Origin of the sequence: Shewanella sp. TB7-MNA-CIBAN-0143 (assembly GCF_040310065.1) — a bacterium.
Lineage (GTDB): Bacteria > Pseudomonadota > Gammaproteobacteria > Enterobacterales > Shewanellaceae > Shewanella.
The window spans coordinates 150,278-172,116 of sequence record NZ_JBEOPL010000009.1; the positions used below are offsets into that span (position 1 = coordinate 150,278).

Sequence of the window (21,839 nt, forward strand, 5' to 3'; positions counted from 1 at the left end):
CGTCATTAAACGCCCATTCATTAAACGTGTTTGCTCGCTTCTGGCACAAGCACATTTAATGACCTGGGTTTGACTTTAATACACAAATCTTCTGATTCAAATAACTCACCATCGATCACATATTGGCAAGACGAATCTGTGTTTAAGTAGATTTTTTTTGCTTGCTCATGATGAATTTGACTCTGTTGATTATCTTCACGTTCTCCAGTTAAGCCTGCAAATAGCAACTCGGTCATACTCAATAACTGTTGTGGCGATGTCTCACTCGATTCAATCCAGGTAATATCTAACAAGCCATCGGTAATATTGGGCTCGCCATTACCTAGCGCTAACAAGCTGGTAAATGGCGCAGCATTGGCTATCACTAGGCTAGTGGTGTTAATCACTTTAATATCGCCACCATCGATCTGCACTCTTATCGACAATGGCTGGTTTTCGCCTACCGCCGCCCACAAACCATTAAGGTAGGCTAATTGTCCTAGGGCATCTTTTTGGTCACGATCAGCCTTCGCTATCATTTTTTGTTCAAAGCCTAGCCCCACCAGCAACAACATCAACTCATCATTACATGTAGCAGTATCAACACGTTGTGAATAACCTTGAATCAAAATATCAAGCGCTTGCGATACCGGCACCAATTTACTGGCGGCGCCAAACAAAGTATGACTTAGTGCATTGGTGGTTCCCATCGGAATAATACCTAAGAAAATATCGGTATCAACAATCACTGATGCCACCTCGTTAACCGTACCATCGCCACCACAGGCAACTATAATATCTGCGCCCTTTTGTTTAGCTTGTTTGGCTAATTGCACTGCAGACTTATCTTTGGCGGTATACAGCACTTCAAGCTGAAAGTAATCCGTCAAGGTTTGGGTAATATGGTCTGCTTCATCATGCCATTTACCACCACCAGACACTGGGTTAACAATCAACCAAGCACGTTTGTGAATATTAATTTGTTGCTGACTATGCATTTTTTCTATAGCGGCCAACTGCCATTTATTTAACCGTGCCGTTTGGCGGATACTATTGATGGATTTAAGCACATCATTAACATTACGATTTCTCTCACGGCAGACTAAATAAGCCGCTAATACCAACACCGAACGCCCCCGGCCTAGCGCGCAATGCACTACTACATTTTTACCATTACTGACTTGAGTGTGTAACCAATTAATGGCTTGATTTAACTGCGCGACAGTCGGTACGCTGTGATCTAATATGGGAATATTTAAATAGCCAATATTTTCATCAAACAAGGTCCACTCTAATGCGTCAAATTCGGCAGTAACATCCAAAATTGCATCAATTTTTTCATGCTTAAGTCGGTCAATATCACTGGGAAACAATCGGCAGGCTAAATACAACTGCTTATCTATTTTTTGGATTACGGGCACTTTGTCGTGCTTTCTTGCCCAGGCGTTATACAGCTGGCACCCCATTAAAAAGGGAACAAAACTCCAACTTATATACCAAGGAATGCTGCCATCTTGGCTTTTTCGGAAAATGCCTGCGCTATTAAACCAATAAGCTGAACTCACCAGCCCTAAAGATAATGCAATCCAAGCAAAAATAACCTTAAGTAACACATAAGGAAGCGCCACAGATAAGCACAAAGCCAATAATGCGCCAACAGTATAGTAATATTTAATATGAATACGGGTTAGCATTGTGGTCCTCCTGTTGTAAAAAAAGCAGCACATGTGTGCTGCTTAGGCTAATACTTATCTTAATAACTATCTGGTCATTACGTCGCTGTCAGTCAAACATTCAACTTCGACTTACATTGGTTTAAATGGAGTTACTCTACCTAGAACAATGCATTTTGAGTTGTAAAACTTAACGACTTAAACAAATAAAATAGTTAATGTGATTGGTATAATGCTTAGCAGTCTGGATCTTCTGCTTTCATACCTTCTTTAACATCTTCACATGTATCTTCAACTGCATTACCGGCATCTTGGATCATTTCATCCACTTTCTCACCTGCATTTTCAGCTTTGTTATCTGAACATGCTGATAAACCGGCCGTTAAAAACACCATTAAACTTGCCATTGTCAGTAGTTTTAATAAATTCATATTCATCTCCTGGATGATGGTTGTAATCGTATAAACTTGTTTAAGCAGCCTCAACTTAGATTAAGGTAAGGGGTTAATACTATCCTCGGGGAGCTTTGCCTCTAATCGCATTGGCTACTAACGAAATCACTAGCAACACAATAAAAATAAAGAAAATAATTTTCGCGATACCTGCTGCTGCACCAGCAATACCAGTAAACCCCAATAGACCCGCTATAACGGCTATCACTAAAAACATTAATGTCCAGCCCAACATAAAAACCTCCTTGGTGTACGGTTTACATTGTGATGTGCGTTGAATTTACGCTGACGATTGAAACAAATATCTTATCTCTATCGTAAAAATTAACGATTCACACCACGACTATGTATTAGTTAAAGCTAGCATCATGCCAACTTCAACAAAAAACTATAAAACCATGATTTACAGACGTTTTAAATTTAAGGTAAGAAAAAAAATAATGAAGAAGCCATAGGCGAACAGGCAATTTTTACCGATGATACGGTAAGAGTTTCAGGCTATCACGGTTAGATAACAAAATATCGATATGTAAACAAAAATGCATTTAGTGGTAGTAATGGTTTACTTTTTATGAGGCAACTTAAGTGAAATTAAGGCAGCAAGAGCTATAAAACCACTCGATATCCATAAACAAGCTTCTAAGCCATAGGCTTGATAGACCCAACCTGACAGTATCGTTCCAATCAACCTTCCCATGGCATTGGCCATATAGTAAAAGCCCACATCCAGTGACACGCCATCACTGCCAGCATAGCTAACAATTAAGTAGCTATGCAGTGATGAGTTAATCGCAAACACCGCGCCAAACATTAATAAACCGATGACGACACTTTCTAGCACATAAAAATCGGCATGTAGTGCGACTGCAATCGCGGCAGGAATGAGTAGTAAATAAGTTGCCCATGTAAAAGCAGCTCGGCCGCTCGGCACTTTTCCCTGTCGTTTACCGGTGAAATAAGGTGCAATGGATTGCACCACACCATAACCAATCACCCAGCTAGCCATAAAGCTACCAACCCACCAATGATCCCAGCCAAAAGTTGTGGCTAAAAATACCGGTAATGCCACCACAAACCATACATCTCTTGCGCCAAACAAAAACATCCGCGCCGCCGACAATAAATTAATTGCCTGACTTTTAGAAAAAATGTCTTTGAATTTGGGTTTGTTTTTCGCTTTGCCTAAATCATCTTTTAAGGTCACTAAACTACATAACCATACAATGCCTAATAACGTGGCCATTAAAATAATGGCGCCTCTAAACCCTAGGCTTGTGAGTAACACACCACCTAAAAAGAATCCCACTCCTTTTAAGGCATTTTTAGAGCCCGTTAACAACGCAACCCATTGGTAAAGCTTACCTTCTGCATCTGCGGGCACTAAGGTTTTAATGGCGCTTTTGGCGCTCATTTTATTCAAATCTTTGGCGATGCCCGACAGCGCCTGAGCAGCCATAACGTACATGACGGTTAGCATGTCAGCAGATACAGTTAGCATAACTAGTGCCACTATTTGTAGGCCTAAGCCAATATTCATAGTGTTATTTAGGCCAAGCCGTGCGCCTAACCAACCACCAACAAGATTAGTCACGACACCAAAAATCTCATAAAACAAAAACAACATCGCAATATTTAACGGGCTGTAACCCAATTGGTGGAAATACAACACCACCAGCATACGCAAAGCGCCATCGGTTAAGGTAAATGCCCAGTAATTACCGGTAATCAATAAGTACTGTTTTATCGATGGTGATAAGGTACGCAATGTATCCAGCCCCATGAAGCTTATTCCTTGTCTGCTAAGCCGACTTTGCGGGCGAGCTCAGCGGTACGATTAGCGTATCCCCACTCGTTGTCGTACCACACATACAGTTTCACTTGGGTATCATTCACCACCATGGTCGACAACGCATCGATAATGCTTGAGCGTGGGTCGGTTTTATAATCTACCGACACTAATGGGCGTTCTTCATAACCCATGATGCCCTGCAGTTCAGTATCAGCTGCTTGCTTCAATAGTTGGTTTACTTCTTCAACCGTTGTTCCACGAGTCACTTCAAATACGCAATCGGTGAGTGACGCATTGGCTAACGGTACCCGTATCGCATGACCATTTAACTTACCTTTTAGCTCTGGGAATATATGAGTAATTGCGGTAGCCGAACCCGTCGTAGTGGGTATCAAACTAATGCCACACGCACGGGCACGACGTAAGTCTTTGTGGGGGGCATCTAGAATAGTTTGAGTATTGGTAATATCGTGGATCGTAGTCATTGAGCCATGCTTAATACCTATCTTTTCATGAATCACTTTTACTACTGGTGCTAAACAGTTGGTGGTACACGATGCTGCCGTCACGATGGGATGGATGGCTTTGTCGTATAAATCATCGTTAACGCCCATTACAATATTGAGCACGCCGTCTTCTTTTACTGGCGCAGTCACCACAACCCGTTTTACACCTTGATCTAAGTAAACTTGTAGCAAGGCTTTGGTTTTTATCTTGCCAGAGGCCTCAATCACCACATCACATTTTGACCAGTCAGTGTCTTGGGTAGCGACATTACGGCTGCAAGGAATGGCTTTACCGTTAATCACAATGGCATCACCATTATGGGTCGCCTCATGATGCCAACGACCATGGACTGAATCAAAGGTCATTAAGTGCGCCAGCGTGGCTGCATCACCAGCAGGATCGTTAATATGCACAATTTCAACATCGTCCCAATCATATGCCGCGCGCATTGATAAACGTCCCATACGGCCAAAACCGTTAATACCTATTTTTATCGTCATAATGGTGTCCTGAGCTTGCTCTCATTGTTAAGTTATCGTTTCAAAGGTTAATCACTACATGCTAACCATTAAATGCATCAAAATATTCACGCTGAACTGGATTAACTAGCGCCTTGGGCCGCAATGCTTGTACTGCATTAATGACTTTATCTTTAGGCCAGCCTAAGCTGACTAATATCAGACCAATCACCAATCCAGTGCGGCCCGAACCGCCTTTGCAATGCACTGCAATAATGCCTTGGTTATTTAACAATTCAATAATCTGGGTTTTATGGGCTAACCACTGGGTTTCAAACTCTTGCCCTGGCGCGGCATCGTCAGCAATGGGCAATTGCACCCATGTAATGGCTTGTTTGGTACATTCTGCAGGTAAATATTCTGCTGCATTGCGTACGATTTCATCATCGAACATCAAGGTGACTAGCATTTTTGTACCTGCCGCCTTCAATGTAGCAACTGACGCAGATACAGCTTCATCTTTGGTACCAGGGCACGGAGTAAAAATCAGTTTGGCGCCATTATCTAACGTTAAAACATCATAAGGATGAGGTTGCATGGTTAACTCCAAAAAGTAACTTAAAAAACGCTTTCAACAAATTGGCTCATAAAACTGAACTCACAAAGCGACTAAATCAGTGATTAAACCAATGTTGAGTTCGATTAATAATGGCTACTAGCGATAACATCACCGGCACTTCAACTAATACCCCAACCACTGTAGCCAACGCGGCTCCTGAGTGCAGCCCAAATAGCGATATCGCCACGGCCACCGCCAGTTCAAAAAAGTTAGAGGTGCCAATTAAACAAGCTGGAGCGGCAATGTTATGGGATAATTTCAGCCATTTAGCTGCTATATACGCAATAATAAAAATACCGTAAGTTTGAATAATCAAAGGCACAGCTATCAAGCCAATGGTTTGCGGATCAGACACAATGACTTCAGCTTGAAAACCAAACAACAACACCACAGTGGCCAGTAAGCCGATAATCGACCATGGTTTTAAGGTGGCCAAAAATGAGTTAACTGCGGCTAATCCATGGCGGCGATTAAGCAAGTAACGTGTTGTCACTCCGGCCAATAGCGGTAACAACACATACAGTAGTACCGAAATAAGCAAGGTTTCCCATGGCACCTGAATATCGCTCACGCCCAGTAATAATGCGGTAATTGGCGCAAAGGCAAAAATCATAATCACATCATTAACCGACACTTGCACCAAGGTGTAATTAGCATCTCCTTTGGTTAGTTGTGACCACACAAAAACCATCGCAGTACATGGCGCAACACCTAATAAAATCATCCCTGCGATATACTCTTGTGCAGATGCAGGGTCGACCAAATCGGCAAACAACACCTTAAAAAACAGCCATCCTAATGCCGCCATGGTAAAGGGTTTAATTAACCAATTAATAACCACGGTCAGCAATAATCCCTTAGGGTTTTTACCCACATCTTTCATTGCCGAAAAATCAATTTGCACCATCATTGGGTAAATCATCACCCAAATAAATACCGCAACAACCAAGTTAACGTGGGCGATTTCAAGGTTTGCTATAGCTTGAAAGATATCTGGCTGCCATAAACCTAACAACACTCCGGCCAACATACTTAAACCAACCCATACCGATAAAAACCGTTCAAACATGCCCATAACAAGACTCCAAACAATGAGGGTACAACACAAAAATATTAATAATATTTTTTACAACACAGCATTAACGACAAAAACTCACCTTGTTCGGTCTATTTTGCATGATGTCTAACCGCTCTAATGGCGACATAATCAACCCAAGATTGTTTTCAGTGGTTTCTGCTATTACTGATTTGGCCCATAGAGGTAAGTTAGGATTGATGCGATAAAACACCCACTGACCGTGTTTTCTGTCGCTAATAATCGCAGCCTTTTTTAACAAGGCTAAATTGCGCGAGACTTTTGGTTGGCTTTCTTCATTTAGCGCTTCCATCAGCTCGCACACACACAATTCACCGTGGTAATGGGTCAGCATTAAGCTTTTTAGGCGAATGTCATCGGTAAGGCATTTATAAAATGTAATGGGATCGAAATCGATTAATCGTTCTGGGGCAGATTGATTGCGATCTTCGATTTTTGTCTCGATGATAATCTCATTCGAGGCCTCGGAAGTGACTTTATTTTCCACCAGCAAAAACATCGACAAACGATTGTTAAGCTCGGTCATGGTGCTTGAAAATGGATGATTACCTGTACGGGTTTTAGGATCAGGGAAATCCCATGCCAATTGTTTACCTGCACCAGGGTAACTACGACATTCATTATTAGCTTTTTCGCAAAGGGTAATAACATAATCGAAGTCTTTGCCAGCAAAAGTCTGCAAGTGCTTAGACACTAAATCACCCGCATCAATACCAAAGCGAGTAATAGCCTCAATAGTTCGAACATCGACTTGCTCTGGCGATGTCCCGGCACTGAACACATCAAATTGATCAGCCGCTTTATTGCGTAACAACGCCTCAGCCATTTGCGAACGCGCCGAATTGCCAGTACATAGAAACAGTACACTTTTCTTTTTCATAACGGATAAACAAGAAGTAAAAATATACGACTAAGTGTATATATGAAAGTTTACATATACAAGCTCGGGTTAAAAAAAACCTACTTACTGATCTGTAAATAGGTTTCTATTTTTGTCTGTGTGCCTGTTAACCATAGGCTACGACGCGATAGTTAATTTAGCATGAAATCTGGCTATTAATCATTTCTCGTATTTGCGCTAGAGTCGTTTCTTTAACTAGTTGTCCATTTTCAAAAACCACGTCAAGTAAACCTTGAGATTCTTCGAGCTCAGTAACATCATCAAACAATACAAACTCACCATTAACTCGCTCGATTTTGAGTAATCCTTTAGCAGATTTTTTCTTAGTATCTGTTTTAGGATCTTTAAATATCGCCACTCGCTCACCGTTTTTAACCACACTAGTAGCTTTAACTGCTGAACCATGGGTATCACGGGTGACATACTGGTAGCTATAAGAACCAATTCCTAAAACCACTTTAGACGCAAAGCCTTTATCCATTAAACGCTGTAATATCTGACGTTGGCGCGGTAGAGTAATTGCATCGCCATAAATGGCACCAATATGCTCATCAAGTAACTTAAAACCTTTGTCTGTAGTGGTGCCACCAAAAATATCCCAAAGACACTCAATAAGCCCTTTGACTTCAAAGTCCATTAAACTAATGGTTTGCTCTTCTTCAAAACCAAAATACTCCCCATTCCAACGATAAGCTTCATAACCGTTGGTATTAGCATCTTTTTCAGCCTCATTCTGACTGTTAAACAATTCTGCATAATCAGATACTGGAGAGACTTTATATCCGGTCAGAATTTTTACTGGATCACCAGAGTCAGGACGAATAACTAAGGTACCTTCACGAGCCATAATCTCTTGTTTTAATTGCGGTAGATACTCAGTGACTAACGTCCAAAAGTCCCAAGTGTCTGACACGACACTCAATATACCTTTAGGAGATTGTTCTCTCATTAAATATCTAAAAAACGCTATCTCACCTTCCATGATCCAAGAGCATGTCACCGAATGCTCCGTGGCATCAACTGAACACCCCACTAGCTCAGCATCCACATTGGCACCATAATACTTTTCTGCAAATAGTACGGCGGGAATCGTATCGGTTCCAACGAGACCTGACGCCAAATGGCCAAAACCACTCATTGCCGCAGCTTGTTTACCAAACATGCCTCTAAAGCTGAAGTCATGCCCCTGAAAAGGCACAAAATCCATTGGTAACCCGGTTTTTTCTGCAAACTCTTTGAATACTTTCAAATAGGCAACTGACGTTGTTGCACTTGTTTGAATTGGCCAGTTTTCACAGCTCAACACAGTTTCAATCATGTTAGTTAACCACTGAAAACCCTCTTTAGTATTGACAACTGTGATCGGTGGAACCAAGTAAGGAACTAGCGAACCTTCTGGTAACGCTTTAATTTTGAGTGGTAAATAACCTAAATCGTGTAAGTTTTCTAAGTATTTAACATTAACAGGATAACCTAACATTGCACTTAAAATGCGCTTATGGTTAGCAACGGCAGAGGCTTTATCCACGTTAAAAAACTCAGTCCATTCGTCCTGTAAATAGCTTTTAATAAAGTACTGTAAACCCACAAACGCGACTTTGTCGTTATTCTCAACATTACTTAACTTACCGCTTCTTGAAGTAAAGTTTGCATACACTTCAGTGACATCTGGATGATAAGCACGGCTATGAAATTCTTTATAAACATCTTTTTGCATACTTGCTGCTGTAATAGTCATGAGGGTTTCCTTACATCTCGATGATGTGTAAATTAATGTTTTTACTTTGTGTAAACTCTGCTGCGGGTTTAAACGAATCTGTGGTGTAAATCGTATCGATTAACCCTTCAAAAACAGCTAGGCCTTTTGAGAAAATACCGTGGGTAATAAACAATGATATTTCGATGGCACCTTTAGCTCTAAGGACTTTTGCCAATTCAATGAATGTACGACCGCCATCACAAATGTCATCTGCAATCAGCACTTTTTTGCCTTGAACGTCGCCTATAATTTCGGTACTGATGATGTCACCACTTTTAAGATCTCGAATTTTCTGAGCTTGAATAACCTCAGGTTCGCCCTTAAATGCTTCGGCAATCTTAATCGTTTTTTTACTGGCTCCGGCATCAGGAGAGATAAGTGTTAACTCTCCCGTTGCTAAGCGTTGGCATAGCTCTTCGCAACGCATAAGCAATGACAATTGGGGGATATTGACTACTCGGTGTAACAGCGCTGGAGACACATCACTATGGGCATCCCATATTGTGACTTTAGAAAAATTAAGTTGATTGATAAAATTTGCCATAACAGAAGCACCTAATGCTTCTCCTTCGACACATACTCTATCTTGGCGAGCGTAAGGGAAATAAGGGATGACTAATTCAATTGGGATACTGTCATTTGACAGTCTTCTTAATGCATCGACTGCGACCATTAATTTTACAATTTGAGATGAACTGGTTAAACGAGCAAAAATTTCGATTTTTACTGACGTTAACATATCTTCTATATTAAAGCGGATGTGCTCTTCGCCGCCAGAAAAAGTAAAAGTGTCGTAGTTAAATACCGTTTTATTTCCTGATAAATCGTGACTAAATACATTCATGTTAACTCCTTTTAAGATAATGTCCGTAAGACACTATCGAATGTAGCAAAGATTCCAATTTTAAACAAGATCTTTGTGTCAATAGGACACAATTGTTAATGTTTAAGAAAAAAATAGTAACAGCTAATTCAACTAACTGATAATAAAAAATTTACTCTTTTCTAATCAAATGACCAACACGTGAACTCATTGAAATATGGGCAACGACGCCGGCATTGAACTCAATGGCGTCTTGTTCAATACCATCTGAAAATATCACTCCGTTTTCAGGCATTTTTGATGCCATAGAAAAACAAGATTGATTTGATATTTGACCAAAAACGAGTTCGCAACCGGTTTTAATTGAAGGAAATGGCTCCCTAACGGAGTAATAGAGATATGGGCTTGCCCACGGAAAACCTTCTGTAAGTTCATTCTGTATTGGCTGCTTTGCGATGCCCCTAGCGCCTGCCAGAATGCTTTTAAACCAACCCGTAGATCCTAGACCGGTACTAATGATCACACCGCTTGAACTTTGCTCTTCATGTTGCTCATTAATGGATAATGTATATCGTGCGGATGAATGTGTTTTCGGACCAATAAAAATATCGTTTACCGCTAATAGAGTCTGACCTAAATTGGTGTTCACTTCAGCCATCGAAATGTTGTCAGTGGTGACAACACCGCTTAAGGTTTGTAAAACAATATCTTTCAGCTCCCCTATCAAAAAAGGTAGCAGTTTACCTTCATACACTGATGGCATTGGATTAATTGCAATAACAGGTTGCCCATTAAGGTACTTCAAAGTATTAGCGACCAAACCATCTTGTCCAATCACTATAACAATGTCGTCTGGTGAAAATAGGTAAGTAGACAATACACTTCGTTCAAGTAATTGTACGCGGCTAATCGTTTTAAGATAATCAACAGCAATATTGATTACATTAGTGTAAAGATGATTTTCTTCTTCGTAATCGGTAAATGACTCACCTAAATGCTCAAGATAAAACTTAGCTTGGCCTAAACTTAAGCTCTTCAAGCCGAGTTTTGCGAGTCACTACCACCATTTTTCGGTTTGAAATCATCCACGGCCCCCATCTTGTCGACTAGTTAACGCCAATAATAAATCAGGTGAGAGATTTAGATTGCCAATCTTATTGTCCCCTTGAGTCAAGTTTTCGATTGCCTGTGCAATCAATTGCTCTGGCTTCATGCCACTCATACTCATGACTTTAAGCTTTTCAATATCAATATTTTGATAGGCTTGCATCTGCACTTGTATTTTATATGCTTGCACATCTCCACGTGCCCTTTCGTTTGCAGCATTAATGGTAACTAACTGCTCTAATTGCTTCTCATCTTCAATTTGAGCTTGGATGGTTTCTTGATTAATTTTAAATTGTTGTTGCTTTCGAAGTCGCACAGCTTCTAACTTCGATGTTTCAAGATCCTGCTGTTTCTTTTGAATCGCTTTTTCTGTCTCTAACTCAGACTCTTTAACACTCTTTTCTTGCTCAATACTGGCTAGACGTCTTGCATAAATTGCCGAGTCAGCTTCTTTCAACAAACTTTCTCTAATTTCCGCCTCTAGTGCCTTGCCTGTTTCTGGCGTTGGCTTGATTGCGGTGAGTGATACATCTGTAATCCCAACCCCTAGGCTCGTAATAGCGTCAATACTACCCAGTCCTTGCTTAAGGTCTAACGTCAGTTGTCGAGCGCATGTTAATGCATTTTTTAACGTCATAGACTCAATATGATTACGCAGTAACACTTGTACTGCTCGCTGAACACGTTCGTCTAATTTTTTAGGGTCATCAGAAACATACTGCCCTGTAGGCTCAATAGTGAAATTGAGCATTTTTGCTGCCTCACGTGGCTTTTCAATCCGATAAGTAATTTGTCCCTGAAGGCTTAATTCTTGGAAGTCTGCCGTTTGTAGTCTGAATACAAAAGGGAGTTCTTTACTATTACTTGGAATCGCAACCAATGATGAGCTTGGCGCATAGTAGAAAAAACTGACTCCTACGCCTTCTTGAATAACATTGCCTTTTTTAAATAGCATCAAGTGTGTAGATGGATCTGCTTTTATATATTTTAAACCAAACATAACAACCTCCAATTAATGTCTCTTTGACACAATTATTATTGTCCCAGGGACATTATTGTGTCAATGTTTATTTTTAATTGACGAAACACTGACGAATCATTAATGTGTCGTAAAGACATAAAGAGGTTGTGATAAATAAAAATGACTGAAAAATACGATATCAACCAGTTCAAAAACCCATTATTTACCGTAGATAGTGTGCTATTTACCGTAAAAGATACGGCATTAAAAGTGCTTATGGTAAAGCGTGCTAACCAACCATTTATAGGTTGTTGGGGATTACCTGGCGGGTTTGTTGATATTGATATTGATGACACAACGGATAAAACAGCACTGAGAAAGCTAAAAGAAAAAACTAGTATTGCGCCACCTTACATTGAACAACTACAGGCATTTTCAAGCAGCGATAGAGATCCAAGAGGATTCAGCGTTACCTTGGTTTATTTTGCATTAATTGCTGAACAAGATGTGTCATCGCATATAGACACGGTTGAAGACGTGCAGTGGATTGATGTTAATCAATTAAAAAGCTTATCCATTGCTTTTGACCATCAATACATTATTGAGCAAGCGCAACTGCGCCTTCAACAAAAAGCGTTATATTCCATGGTCCCCGTATACTGCTTGCCTGAATATTTTACGATTGGACAACTCAAAACCGTTATTGAAACAATTATCGGTAAATCGATTCAACGTAAGAGCTTAATTCGTCGTATTGAAGCTTCTGAAATGTTTGCAACGATAGATGAAAAAGTTAAATCCGGTGGCCGTTTAGCCCAACTTTATAAAATAAAACCAGATGTAGACATTGTTAACTTTGAGCGGAATTTAAGTGTTTAAGGATAAGATAAAATAATGCTTATATACATCGACATGGATGATGTGCTCTGTGATTATACCACCGCTTTTCATCAAGCTATTAATCTGACACCATCCATTGCATTTCCGCAGTCACAATATGGTTTTTACGCAAATCTAACACCTATAATAGGTGCCATCGAAAGTGTAAATACCCTGATCAAATCTGAAAAATTTGACCCTTATATTCTCACGGCCCCATCGAACAGAAATCCACTGTCATATACAGAAAAACGAGTATGGATAGAAAAATATTTTGGCATCGCCTTCACTGAAAAGTTAATTATCTGCGCGAATAAAAGTCTTCTAAAAGGGGATATATTGATAGATGATCAATTAAGTGGCAGAGGACAAGATAAGTTTGATGGGCAATTAATACATTTTGGATCGACAGCATACCCAAACTGGAAAAGCATCATGAATACACTAACTCAGAAAAATATGAGTTAGTCATAGCAATAAATTATCCAGTATACATTGAGCCACTTACTAAGTCGTAATGTTCTAAGGTTTAAAGGTCGCTAGTGACGCCTAATTGTAATACCACCACTCAAGCTCTAATCAGCAAAAGTAGTTTAGTGTTCAACTACAGATTAACATCAACTCATCAACAGGCTTTAATGCTTGTCTAGCCAATCCAACGCTAATGGCCACAAAACTTGAGACTTACTGCTAAAAAACTTCATGTGGCCGATTTCTGATAATCCATGCTCACTTGGCGTTAATGTTAAGGTTTGACCATTAAGCTTGGGAAATACCGACATCATGTCTGCTACGTTGGCATGATTAGCAATGTCATCATCTACCGCATTAACCCATAATGACGGCAATGTCAGTTCGTCATAACAATGTTGATACACGGTTTTACCAAAAGCCGTTTTTACATACCCTTTTCCATTACACCATTGCCGCCATTGCTTAGCGACGGCCTTTGGTAAGGGCTCACCCATGCCAACCCATTGCGACTTAGTATGACCAAACAAGGTATTACTCAAAGGTATAAAAGCATTCATAAAAAAGTGTGCTTGTACCAGATAAGACAACTTCATGTTTCGTAGTTGTCCAGAAGAACAGGCAAAATTGAACATTGAGCTTATGTCCATTGCATTGTGCATTAACCCAATCAGTTGACCTCCAGCACTGTGCCCGACCAAGTGATATTGTGTTTGTGGAAATATCGTTTTTAAATGTTCCAATACCGCAGGCATGTCTTTTTCGCCCCAACACTGTAACGACGCAGTACTCTGGGCAACAGGTCCTAATAATGATCCGCCAATGCCTCGGTTATCAAAGGTAATAACACCATAACCATTATTGGCAAGATAGTTGGCAAAGTTAGCGTAAAATTGTCTTTTAATGCCTGTAGCGGGCGCCATCATCACGGCACCTTTTACTGTTATTGTGGGCTCATAAATGGTGGCAACAAGTTCTACACTATCGCTGCATTTTATTGTTTTTTGCTTCACATTTTGCAGATTCATTGTTTTTAGCTACGCCAATTGGAGGGGGTCATAAATACTGACAAGAAGTACGGATTGATATGCCTTAACAGTGACTAATATCAACGACAATGACAGCCAAAGACATTTCGCATTACGTCGGTTATGAAAATGACCGTTCTTTAATCGCTTTTTTAAAGTTCGTACTGATGTGAGGTGAGTAAAATGGCGTAATGGGTCATCGACGGCCATTAACCTACACTATTAATCAGTAGGCATTTAGCTATTAGGTATTAGGTATTTAGTTAGTAGGCATTGAAAGGTAAACCCTAAAATGTATGCTGTTACATATCACTTTAAACCATTTCCGAAGGTAAGGGTTTACTATACAAATAACCTTGTAAATTAGTACACCCCATAGCCTTAAGTAACTCATGCTGCTCTATGAATTCGACTCCTTCAGCTATCGTACTGAGCTCTAAATTAAGTGCTAACTGCACAATTGTGCGAGCAATAGCGGCATCTTTTTGATTACTCACAATGCCATCTACAAACGATTTATCTATTTTCAATGTATCAATGGGAAAGCTCTTTAAGTAATTTAATGAAGAGTAGCCGGTTCCAAAATCATCAATGGCTAACTTCACACCTAGTTTTTTTAACATAAACAGCAAAGCAATTGCCTCATCGACGTTACTGATGATGGCTGATTCTGTAATTTCAAGCTCGAGTAAGCTTGGTGGTAAGCCGGTTTCAACAAGTGCACTTTTAACGTGGTCAAAAATATTTGCATGGTTGAATTGCAATGCCGATAGATTAACTGCCATGCGCTGAAAATTGGCATCTGCAATGTGTATTTTCTTCGCTTTGTTACAAGCTTCAAGCAAAGCCCATTCTCCAATAGGGATAATCAAGCCGCTACTTTCAGCAATCGCGAGAAAATCTATCGGCGCTAACAAGCCTCTTGTTGGATGATTCCAACGTAGCAATGCTTCGTACCCAATAATATTGCCATTCACAGAGTCAACTTGTGGCTGATAATACAACATAAGTTGATTGCCTAATCTTACCGCTTCACGTAGTTCAGCTTCTATTTGAAGCCGATCCATTAACGACTTATGCATATCATGAGAAAACAATTGATAACCGTTTTTGCCGTTATTTTTCACTTCGTACATGGCTGTGTCTGCATGCTGCAACAAAATATCGCCGGTAGCGCCGTCATCAGGATAAAACGAAATACCTATGCTGGCCGAAATAAACGTTTGCTGTCCCTGAATAAAATAGGGCTTAGAGAGTGAATCGAGCACTCGCTGAGCAATAATTGCGACGTTATCAAATGCTTCTAACTCACATAAAAGCAGGGTGAATTCGTCTCCGCCCAAACGGGCAAGGTGCTCATTTTCATAATCAACTCGGCTGCCCACACTGAGCTCATCTGACATGCGTACCGAGTTTTTAATACGTGTGGCTGCTTCGCATAACAATTCATCTCCCGCTTTATGCCCCAACGTATCGTTTATTCTTTTGAAATGATCTAAATCAATGAACAACAATGCTAATTTGGTTGTGTGACGCTTAGCTAGAGCAATCGCAGAGTCCAACTGCAACAAAAACTTACGTCTGTTCGGCAGGTCCGTTAAGGTATCGTAATAGGCATAATACGCGATTTCTTGCTCTGACTTTTTCCGACTAGAAATATCATGCAAAGTGCCATTAATCCGTGGTTCGCCAAAATCGTAAGTGATATCGGTTCTATCATGCAGGGTAATCACCTCTCCACTACCATGTAACACACGATATTCAATATCATACGACTGCCTGGTTTTTAAGGCTGTTTTAACGGTTAGCTTTAAGAATTCTCGGTCATCTGGGTGGATGATTTCTAACAATTTGGAGAACGTAATATCAATCTCTTGAGGTTGCATACCCAGCATGCGATACACCTCATCAGAGCAGTCTAACTTACTGGATTTGAAGTCCCATTCCCACGAGCCCAAGTGAGCAATACTTTGTGCTCTGGCGAGTTTGTTTTTACTCTTAGTTAACTCTTTGATTGTTTTATTAGCTTTCAGCACATAGTGAATGCGGTGACTCAGCAGCGGCCACTTAACCGGTTTAGTCATGAAGTCTGTTGCACCTACATCAAAGGCCTTTTGAATATCTTGCGGCTGATCTAGTGCTGTCACCATAATAATGGCGACATTATCCCCTTCAGGTAATGAACGGATCATTGAACAGCATTCAAAACCATCCATGTTATCCATCGACACATCGAGTAATATTAAATCTGGAGAGTGCTCAGAAAAAAGCTGTATCGCCTCTTCACCACTACTCGCCTCAATAATACTACCCACTGACTGGTTTAATGCTCGACGCATCAGAATCCGAATGACAGGGTCATCATCAACGATTAGCACCACATCTTGAAGTGTATTTAATAACATTAAACAAACCTCGCTAACTTTAGCAATATTGCCTCTTTCGTTTGTTCAAACACGGGCAATAATGTGTCTGCGAGATGATTGGCATCGCTCAAGTCACCACAACGTGCAAACAACTCTATTTGGCTCGCTAACATTTGAATTTTTATCGCCCCGACATTGGCCGAACTGGACTTTAAAGAGTGTGCAGATTTAAAGACTTGGTCGGCATTATTGTCGACTACGCCTTCTATAATATTTTTAATTAACTCAGGTGCATTTTGTAAGTACAAATCCACTATGCTGTTAACAAGATCGTACGAGTCATCTGGCGAAATTTGTTGAATGTCATCAAGCGGTCCATCAACAAATACTAACGACGCCTCGTCCTGAGTATCTTCGACAACCTCGGAAAGACTCGCAGGTTCAAACACCCATTTATTCATACATTCAGATAGGTTCTGGCGGGTAAAAGGTTTTAACAACGTGTCTTTAGCGCCAGCATTACGGAATAGCCTTTTAACACTTGGTTGGATATCTGCAGTAAGTGCGATGATAGGGGTTTCATGATTAATACCATTCTGACCTAACTCAGTGATTGCTTTAGTTGCAACTATTCCATCAGCTATTGGCATATGGTAATCCATAAAGATTAAATCAAACTTTTTCTCGCTCGCTCGGACAATGGCTTCTTGGCCATTATTAACAATTTCACACTGATGCCCCAAAGACGCTAGCAGACTCTTTACCACCAGCTGATTGACCACATTATCTTCAGCAACAAGCACGGTTGTTGATCGATACGTTGCCTGAACACTCTTATCCGGTTCAACTACTGCAGGAGAAGCGATGAATGAGTTGTCTTGTGGTACAAGTGGAATGCTAAACCAGAAGTTGCTGCCTTCATTTAAGGTGCTTTCTACACCGTAACGACCATTCATCAATACGACGAGTTGTTGGCAAATGGCTAAACCAAGGCCGGTTCCGCCAAACTCGCGGGTAATAGAGTTATCAGCCTGCATAAAGGGGGTAAAAATACTCTCTAGTTTAGCTGTCGCAATGCCAATACCGGTATCTTTAACGGTAAACGTAATAAAGGTATCTGAAGCCTCCATGTGCTCGCTTATCTGTACCGAAATAGCGCCTTGGTGTGTAAACTTTATAGCGTTTGAGACAAAGTTATTAATAATTTGTCGCACTCTGACGGAGTCACCCAAATAGTTTTCGTGGATCAATGGCGATATGAACACGTCAAAATTAAGGCCCTTTTTCTCTGCCGACACTTTATGAGAATGGCATGCAGAAGTGACAAGATCGGGCAAATTAAATTCTTTAATGTCTAAATCCATTTTATTGGCGTCTGCTTTCGAAAAATCGAGCACTTCATTCAACAGCACCAGCAATGTTTGTGCTGAGTCGTTGATCATTTGAACCGTGTTGGACACATTTTTATTTAATTTAAAAGAGGTCAGTAGATCTGAAAAACCAACAATGCCATTGAGTGGCGTTCTAATTTCATGGCTCATTACCGCTAAAAACTCAGATTTGGCCTGGCTGGCTTTTTTGGCAATCTCAAGGGTTTGTTGTAATTCAAACGTGCGCTCTAATACTCGATTTTCTAATTCATGGTTAATGGTTTCTAATTGTCTACCTCGGGCATCAACCTCGCCGATCATCACATTAAAGCTGTGCGCCAACTGAGAGAATTCATCATTAGACTTGAGGTTTACGCGTTGCGTATAGTCTTTATTATTTGAGATATGTTCTATCACTTCTAACAGGGTATTAAGTGGCTTGGTGAATAAAGATTGCAACCAAAACATCACCAACAAGCTGGCAAAAATGGCAAAAATGCTGGTGGATAAAACAAGTACTAAATAGTCGTCTAGTTGCTTGGTGAATTCGTTCATATTATCGGTAATATGCAGTAATCCCACCACCTCACCTTCAAATACTAGTGGGGTATATGAATGCACGCCATCTTGATTAAACTGCGTCAGTTTTTTCTTGGAAGAAATAATATTTAATAACGTTTGCTGATCAATACTACTTTGATAAGCCTTATTGCCCTGATAAGTAGCAAATAGACTCCCAGTAGGGTTATATATTGCCGCATGCATAATATCTGGTTGAGCAATAAGTGCAGATAAGGTTTTTTCTGCTGATGTTGGGTCATTAAAAATAACCGCTGACAGGCTATTGCTCGCAACAATATCACTTAACACCGCTAAGCCCTGTTCGGCCTTCTCTTTTGTCACGGCATATTGTTTAGTGATTAATGATGAAGAAATAATAACAATGACAATAATAGCGATCACTAGCATTGAAAAAATCAACTTTGTTCGGATTGATGCAAAATTTATTATTTTCATCGCTTTACCTCAAGTGCTAATTTCAATACCTGTGAACTGATGTTTAAGCCTGATGCCTCTAACACCTTACTATTAATATTGAAATATAATCGTTTATCCTGCTCGATGATTTCAATCATGCCTCCTTGCACTGCAAACCCCGAGATATCCGAAACCGTTAAAATAGGTTTATTATCGACAGCCAAAAACAAACGACGGGTTAAATCTCTTGAGTTGGTATCAATGAAGACCACATCACATTGTGCGATTGCACTTGTTTCTGAAAGTTGAATGACTGCAATGGATTGACCGGCCAATTTTTTATTAGCCAATTCAATAAAACTGTCACGATATTGATTACCAAAAAAACATATTCTCCACGCCGATTTTTCATGGAGACGCGATTCAGGCCACTGAGTAAATTTAGCAAAGTTATAGGTAAACGCCGCTTTTAAATCAAACGAGTCCTGGGCTATTGATGAACGCGGAAGCAGCACAAATACAATCAATAATGAATACAATATCTGTCGACTCAAATTAGCTTTTTTCATTGTCGCGACCTTAAAAAGTTAAAGTCATTTTAACAAAGTAACTTGGCCCTACCCGATAAGGGAATTGTAAGCTTTCTCCTTCATATTCAAGGTGGGCTGGGTGAAGTAAATTTTTCCCGTAGGCCGATAGTGTAGCCTCAGGCGTGATGTCCCAACTCACTCCAATATCAACACTATGATAGCTAGAAATTGTCTTTATACTTGTGCCGTTTTGACTTATTAAGTTAGTGCTATCGACAAAACGCCATACGAAGTTAACATCAACATCATCGGTAATATTCCAATCAATTATGGTCGACAACATATGCTCTGGTGCGTCGGTATTCTGATTTAAACTGTCACCAAATTCGCTTTGGATAAAGCTGTAATTGACTCTAAACTGAAGCGCATCCGTTGCAGCCCATAATGAAGATAACTCAGCCCCATAGTTATATCCGTCCAAGCTATTTCCAAATAGGTAATGTTGCGAAATGTAATTAGGAAATGTACTGAAATCTGTTGCAGCTATTGAAGTACTGCGCAGTTTGTCATAATCGTTATAAAACACGGTAGTATCAAAAGACCATTGGCTTGCCGGAATAAAACGATACCCCATCTCGTATGAGATAATTTCTTCGGATTCAAAGTTGTCGTTACCCGACACCCATACCTTAACCAGTGGGGCCTCGTCAGAAGGCGGTATATTCAGGCCATTTACAGATATATTATTTTCTAATCTTGACGGGGTTCGCACTGCTCGAGCAATAGAAGTCCATACACTGTTTTTTGCATCTAACTGCCATCTAAGACGAATATTGGGTTGAACTTCAAAACCAGTGTAATCATTACGTTCAAAGCGCGAAGCCAGAGTAAGCCACAACTCGTCTTTAACTAACATAATATCGTCACTGATGAATGCACTCCACAAATCAGTATTTGTCGAGAAAGCCTCACTACTTTCTAGAATAGGGCTGGAGCCGAGATCATCTTGTATATAACGATATCCTAATCCCCAAACAACATTATGATTTTGTCCAACAATTAACTGATGTTGAAAATCAACATCAAATGTTTCACTGCTTAAACCATATAAATTTTCATCTCTATTAGCATAATCGTAATAGGCTTGTACGCTATATTCAGAGGTTGCCGATAACGCTTTGGTGTACTTTGATAACAGGTTAAAACCATCATTTTTGACTTCGTCAGTATAATACTCTCGGTATAGCGGCGCGTCTGTTGATGCAATATTAGGTGCTTGCTGCATCTTCGACGTATAAAAGTCGCTGCTTAACGTGAGGCTTGTGTCTGTCTCAAGCTGAATATCAATGCGCCCACCTAATTGCAGATGCTGCCAGCTATTATCTTTGCCAGCATCAGCAAATGGTACCAGTAAATCACTCTCAAGATCATTTGGGTCAAGCTCAAACGAATCTCTTTCATGGCCTTTTAAATATACTCTCGACGTGACCTTGTCAGACAATGTCGAACCATAACGAAAACCAGCAAAACCTTGTTCATAATCTCCGGCACCTAGCTCTACATAGCCTCCTAATGTGTCGGCACTGTGTTTGGTAATAATGTTAATCACACCATTAACCGCATTGGCGCCCCACAAAGCCGCACTTGGACCACGGATGACTTCGATACGTTCAATATCTGCCATGAGTGTGTCTTGTACTTCCCAATAAACACCGGAGAAAGCTGGAGAATAAAGGGTTCTACCATCCATCAATACCAATAGTTTGTTATTGTAGCGGCCGTTAAAACCACGGCTACCGATGGCCCATTTTTGTGAATCAATCTGCGCAACATGCAGCCCTGGCACATCGCGAAGTGCTTGTGGGATTGAGGTTGCCCCAGAGCGACGAATACTTTCGCTGGTGACGACATAGATTGCAGCGGGTGAATTAGATAAAAGCTGTTTTTGCTTTGATACAGAAGTCACTTCAACATTCATTAACTCTTGTAGACTGAGATCCAAAGAGTCTGATTCAGCCGCTATAGCTGTAGAACTTGCAAGAAAAATACATAACGCAGAATAACAAGTCATTTTCAGCTTTAACATATTCAAT

At 40.3% G+C, this 21,839-nt stretch carries 19 protein-coding genes; 2 read left to right on the forward strand and 17 right to left on the reverse strand.

Translation table 11 applies throughout. The features are described from left to right. Nucleotides 1–20: 20 nt before the first annotated feature. The 12 genes from AAEY97_RS09635 to AAEY97_RS09690 form a co-directional block, all read right to left on the reverse strand. Complete coding sequence (locus AAEY97_RS09635; RefSeq protein WP_350998417.1) at nt 21–1,673, reverse strand: diacylglycerol kinase family protein; 1,653 nt, start codon at nt 1,671–1,673, stop codon at nt 21–23. A gap of 215 nt (nt 1,674–1,888) precedes the next feature. After that, complete coding sequence (locus AAEY97_RS09640; RefSeq protein WP_182744960.1) at nt 1,889–2,083, reverse strand: hypothetical protein; 195 nt, start codon at nt 2,081–2,083, stop codon at nt 1,889–1,891. A gap of 79 nt (nt 2,084–2,162) precedes the next feature. Beyond that, nucleotides 2,163–2,339, reverse strand: a complete 177-nt coding sequence (locus AAEY97_RS09645; protein ID WP_101088664.1) for a DUF1328 family protein — start codon at nt 2,337–2,339, stop codon at nt 2,163–2,165. Between the two features lie 327 nt (nt 2,340–2,666). Further along, nucleotides 2,667–3,884 carry an organoarsenical effux MFS transporter ArsJ gene (gene arsJ, locus AAEY97_RS09650; protein ID WP_350998421.1) on the reverse strand — a complete coding sequence of 406 codons (1,218 nt, stop codon included), beginning with the start codon at nt 3,882–3,884 and terminating at the stop codon, nt 2,667–2,669. 5 nt (nt 3,885–3,889) lie between these two features. Then, nucleotides 3,890–4,900, reverse strand: coding sequence for an ArsJ-associated glyceraldehyde-3-phosphate dehydrogenase (locus AAEY97_RS09655; protein ID WP_350998423.1), 1,011 nt, complete (start codon nt 4,898–4,900; stop codon nt 3,890–3,892). A 61-nt stretch (nt 4,901–4,961) separates the two neighbouring features. Next, nucleotides 4,962–5,456: a phosphatase domain-containing putative toxin gene (locus AAEY97_RS09660; protein ID WP_350978199.1), complete on the reverse strand. Its 495-nt coding sequence runs from the start codon at nt 5,454–5,456 to the stop codon at nt 4,962–4,964. A gap of 76 nt (nt 5,457–5,532) precedes the next feature. Continuing rightward, complete coding sequence (gene arsB / locus AAEY97_RS09665) at nt 5,533–6,552, reverse strand: ACR3 family arsenite efflux transporter (protein ID WP_162024208.1); 1,020 nt, start codon at nt 6,550–6,552, stop codon at nt 5,533–5,535. A gap of 64 nt (nt 6,553–6,616) precedes the next feature. Next, nucleotides 6,617–7,453: a metalloregulator ArsR/SmtB family transcription factor gene (locus AAEY97_RS09670; RefSeq protein ID WP_350998427.1), complete on the reverse strand. Its 837-nt coding sequence runs from the start codon at nt 7,451–7,453 to the stop codon at nt 6,617–6,619. Nucleotides 7,454–7,610: 157 nt separating this feature from the next. Further along, nucleotides 7,611–9,212 carry a nicotinate phosphoribosyltransferase gene (locus AAEY97_RS09675; RefSeq protein WP_350998430.1) on the reverse strand — a complete coding sequence of 534 codons (1,602 nt, stop codon included), beginning with the start codon at nt 9,210–9,212 and terminating at the stop codon, nt 7,611–7,613. Between the two features lie 10 nt (nt 9,213–9,222). Beyond that, nucleotides 9,223–10,077 carry a ribose-phosphate diphosphokinase gene (prs, locus tag AAEY97_RS09680; RefSeq protein ID WP_350998433.1) on the reverse strand — a complete coding sequence of 285 codons (855 nt, stop codon included), beginning with the start codon at nt 10,075–10,077 and terminating at the stop codon, nt 9,223–9,225. Nucleotides 10,078–10,228: 151 nt separating this feature from the next. Next, the gene (locus AAEY97_RS09685) at nt 10,229–11,095 is read right to left on the reverse strand and encodes an NAD(+)/NADH kinase (protein WP_350998436.1); all 867 of its coding nucleotides are present in this window, start codon (nt 11,093–11,095) and stop codon (nt 10,229–10,231) included. A 42-nt stretch (nt 11,096–11,137) separates the two neighbouring features. Then, nucleotides 11,138–12,163 (reverse strand): SPFH domain-containing protein, encoded by a 1,026-nt coding sequence (locus AAEY97_RS09690; RefSeq protein ID WP_350998439.1) that lies wholly within the window; start codon nt 12,161–12,163, stop codon nt 11,138–11,140. Between the two features lie 141 nt (nt 12,164–12,304). Between AAEY97_RS09690 and AAEY97_RS09695 the strand changes: the two genes are divergently transcribed. Together AAEY97_RS09695 and AAEY97_RS09700 are read left to right on the forward strand one after the other, a co-directional pair. Next, the gene (locus AAEY97_RS09695; RefSeq protein WP_350998441.1) at nt 12,305–13,003 is read left to right on the forward strand and encodes an NUDIX hydrolase; all 699 of its coding nucleotides are present in this window, start codon (nt 12,305–12,307) and stop codon (nt 13,001–13,003) included. 15 nt (nt 13,004–13,018) lie between these two features. Next, nucleotides 13,019–13,471, forward strand: coding sequence for a 5' nucleotidase, NT5C type (locus AAEY97_RS09700; protein WP_350998444.1), 453 nt, complete (start codon nt 13,019–13,021; stop codon nt 13,469–13,471). A 167-nt stretch (nt 13,472–13,638) separates the two neighbouring features. Here AAEY97_RS09700 and AAEY97_RS09705 read toward each other — a convergent pair whose 3' ends face one another. The 5 genes from AAEY97_RS09705 to AAEY97_RS09725 all read right to left on the reverse strand — a co-directional run bounded on the left by AAEY97_RS09705 (nt 13,639) and on the right by AAEY97_RS09725 (nt 21,832). After that, on the reverse strand, nt 13,639–14,502 hold the full coding sequence (locus tag AAEY97_RS09705) for an alpha/beta hydrolase family protein (RefSeq protein WP_350998447.1): 864 nt from the start codon (nt 14,500–14,502) through the stop codon (nt 13,639–13,641). 314 nt (nt 14,503–14,816) lie between these two features. Continuing rightward, nucleotides 14,817–16,907, reverse strand: coding sequence for a two-component system response regulator (locus AAEY97_RS09710; RefSeq protein ID WP_350998450.1), 2,091 nt, complete (start codon nt 16,905–16,907; stop codon nt 14,817–14,819). After that, a complete protein-coding gene (locus AAEY97_RS09715) occupies nt 16,907–19,255 on the reverse strand; it encodes an ATP-binding protein (RefSeq protein ID WP_350998453.1) in 2,349 nt (782 codons plus the stop codon). Before AAEY97_RS09715 ends, AAEY97_RS09710 begins: the two co-directional genes overlap by 1 nt. Next, the gene (locus AAEY97_RS09720; protein WP_350998456.1) at nt 19,252–19,785 is read right to left on the reverse strand and encodes a YfiR family protein; all 534 of its coding nucleotides are present in this window, start codon (nt 19,783–19,785) and stop codon (nt 19,252–19,254) included. The genes AAEY97_RS09715 and AAEY97_RS09720 overlap by 4 nt, the downstream gene beginning before the upstream one ends. A 10-nt stretch (nt 19,786–19,795) precedes the next feature. Further along, nucleotides 19,796–21,832, reverse strand: coding sequence for a TonB-dependent receptor plug domain-containing protein (locus AAEY97_RS09725; RefSeq protein WP_350998459.1), 2,037 nt, complete (start codon nt 21,830–21,832; stop codon nt 19,796–19,798). Between the last annotated feature and the right edge of the window lie 7 nt (nt 21,833–21,839).

Bases quoted from the DNA above. Each gene is read 5' to 3' on its own strand.
- AAEY97_RS09705 (WP_350998447.1), bottom strand. From the start codon at position 14,502: ATGAATCTGCAAAATGTGAAGCAAAAAACAATAAAATGCAGCGATAGT.
- AAEY97_RS09670 (WP_350998427.1), bottom strand. From the start codon at position 7,453: ATGAAAAAGAAAAGTGTACTGTTTCTATGTACTGGCAATTCGGCGCGT.
- arsB (WP_162024208.1), bottom strand. From the start codon at position 6,552: ATGGGCATGTTTGAACGGTTTTTATCGGTATGGGTTGGTTTAAGTATG.
- AAEY97_RS09725 (WP_350998459.1), bottom strand. From the start codon at position 21,832: ATGTTAAAGCTGAAAATGACTTGTTATTCTGCGTTATGTATTTTTCTT.
- AAEY97_RS09720 (WP_350998456.1), bottom strand. From the start codon at position 19,785: ATGAAAAAAGCTAATTTGAGTCGACAGATATTGTATTCATTATTGATT.
- AAEY97_RS09645 (WP_101088664.1), bottom strand. From the start codon at position 2,339: ATGTTGGGCTGGACATTAATGTTTTTAGTGATAGCCGTTATAGCGGGT.
- AAEY97_RS09640 (WP_182744960.1), bottom strand. From the start codon at position 2,083: ATGAATTTATTAAAACTACTGACAATGGCAAGTTTAATGGTGTTTTTA.
- AAEY97_RS09710 (WP_350998450.1), bottom strand. From the start codon at position 16,907: ATGTTATTAAATACACTTCAAGATGTGGTGCTAATCGTTGATGATGAC.
- AAEY97_RS09700 (WP_350998444.1), top strand. From the start codon at position 13,019: ATGCTTATATACATCGACATGGATGATGTGCTCTGTGATTATACCACC.
- prs (WP_350998433.1), bottom strand. From the start codon at position 10,077: ATGAATGTATTTAGTCACGATTTATCAGGAAATAAAACGGTATTTAAC.
- AAEY97_RS09690 (WP_350998439.1), bottom strand. From the start codon at position 12,163: ATGTTTGGTTTAAAATATATAAAAGCAGATCCATCTACACACTTGATG.
- arsJ (WP_350998421.1), bottom strand. From the start codon at position 3,884: ATGGGGCTGGATACATTGCGTACCTTATCACCATCGATAAAACAGTAC.
- AAEY97_RS09675 (WP_350998430.1), bottom strand. From the start codon at position 9,212: ATGACTATTACAGCAGCAAGTATGCAAAAAGATGTTTATAAAGAATTT.
- AAEY97_RS09715 (WP_350998453.1), bottom strand. From the start codon at position 19,255: ATGAAAATAATAAATTTTGCATCAATCCGAACAAAGTTGATTTTTTCA.
- AAEY97_RS09660 (WP_350978199.1), bottom strand. From the start codon at position 5,456: ATGCAACCTCATCCTTATGATGTTTTAACGTTAGATAATGGCGCCAAA.
- AAEY97_RS09655 (WP_350998423.1), bottom strand. From the start codon at position 4,900: ATGACGATAAAAATAGGTATTAACGGTTTTGGCCGTATGGGACGTTTA.
- AAEY97_RS09635 (WP_350998417.1), bottom strand. From the start codon at position 1,673: ATGCTAACCCGTATTCATATTAAATATTACTATACTGTTGGCGCATTA.
- AAEY97_RS09695 (WP_350998441.1), top strand. From the start codon at position 12,305: ATGACTGAAAAATACGATATCAACCAGTTCAAAAACCCATTATTTACC.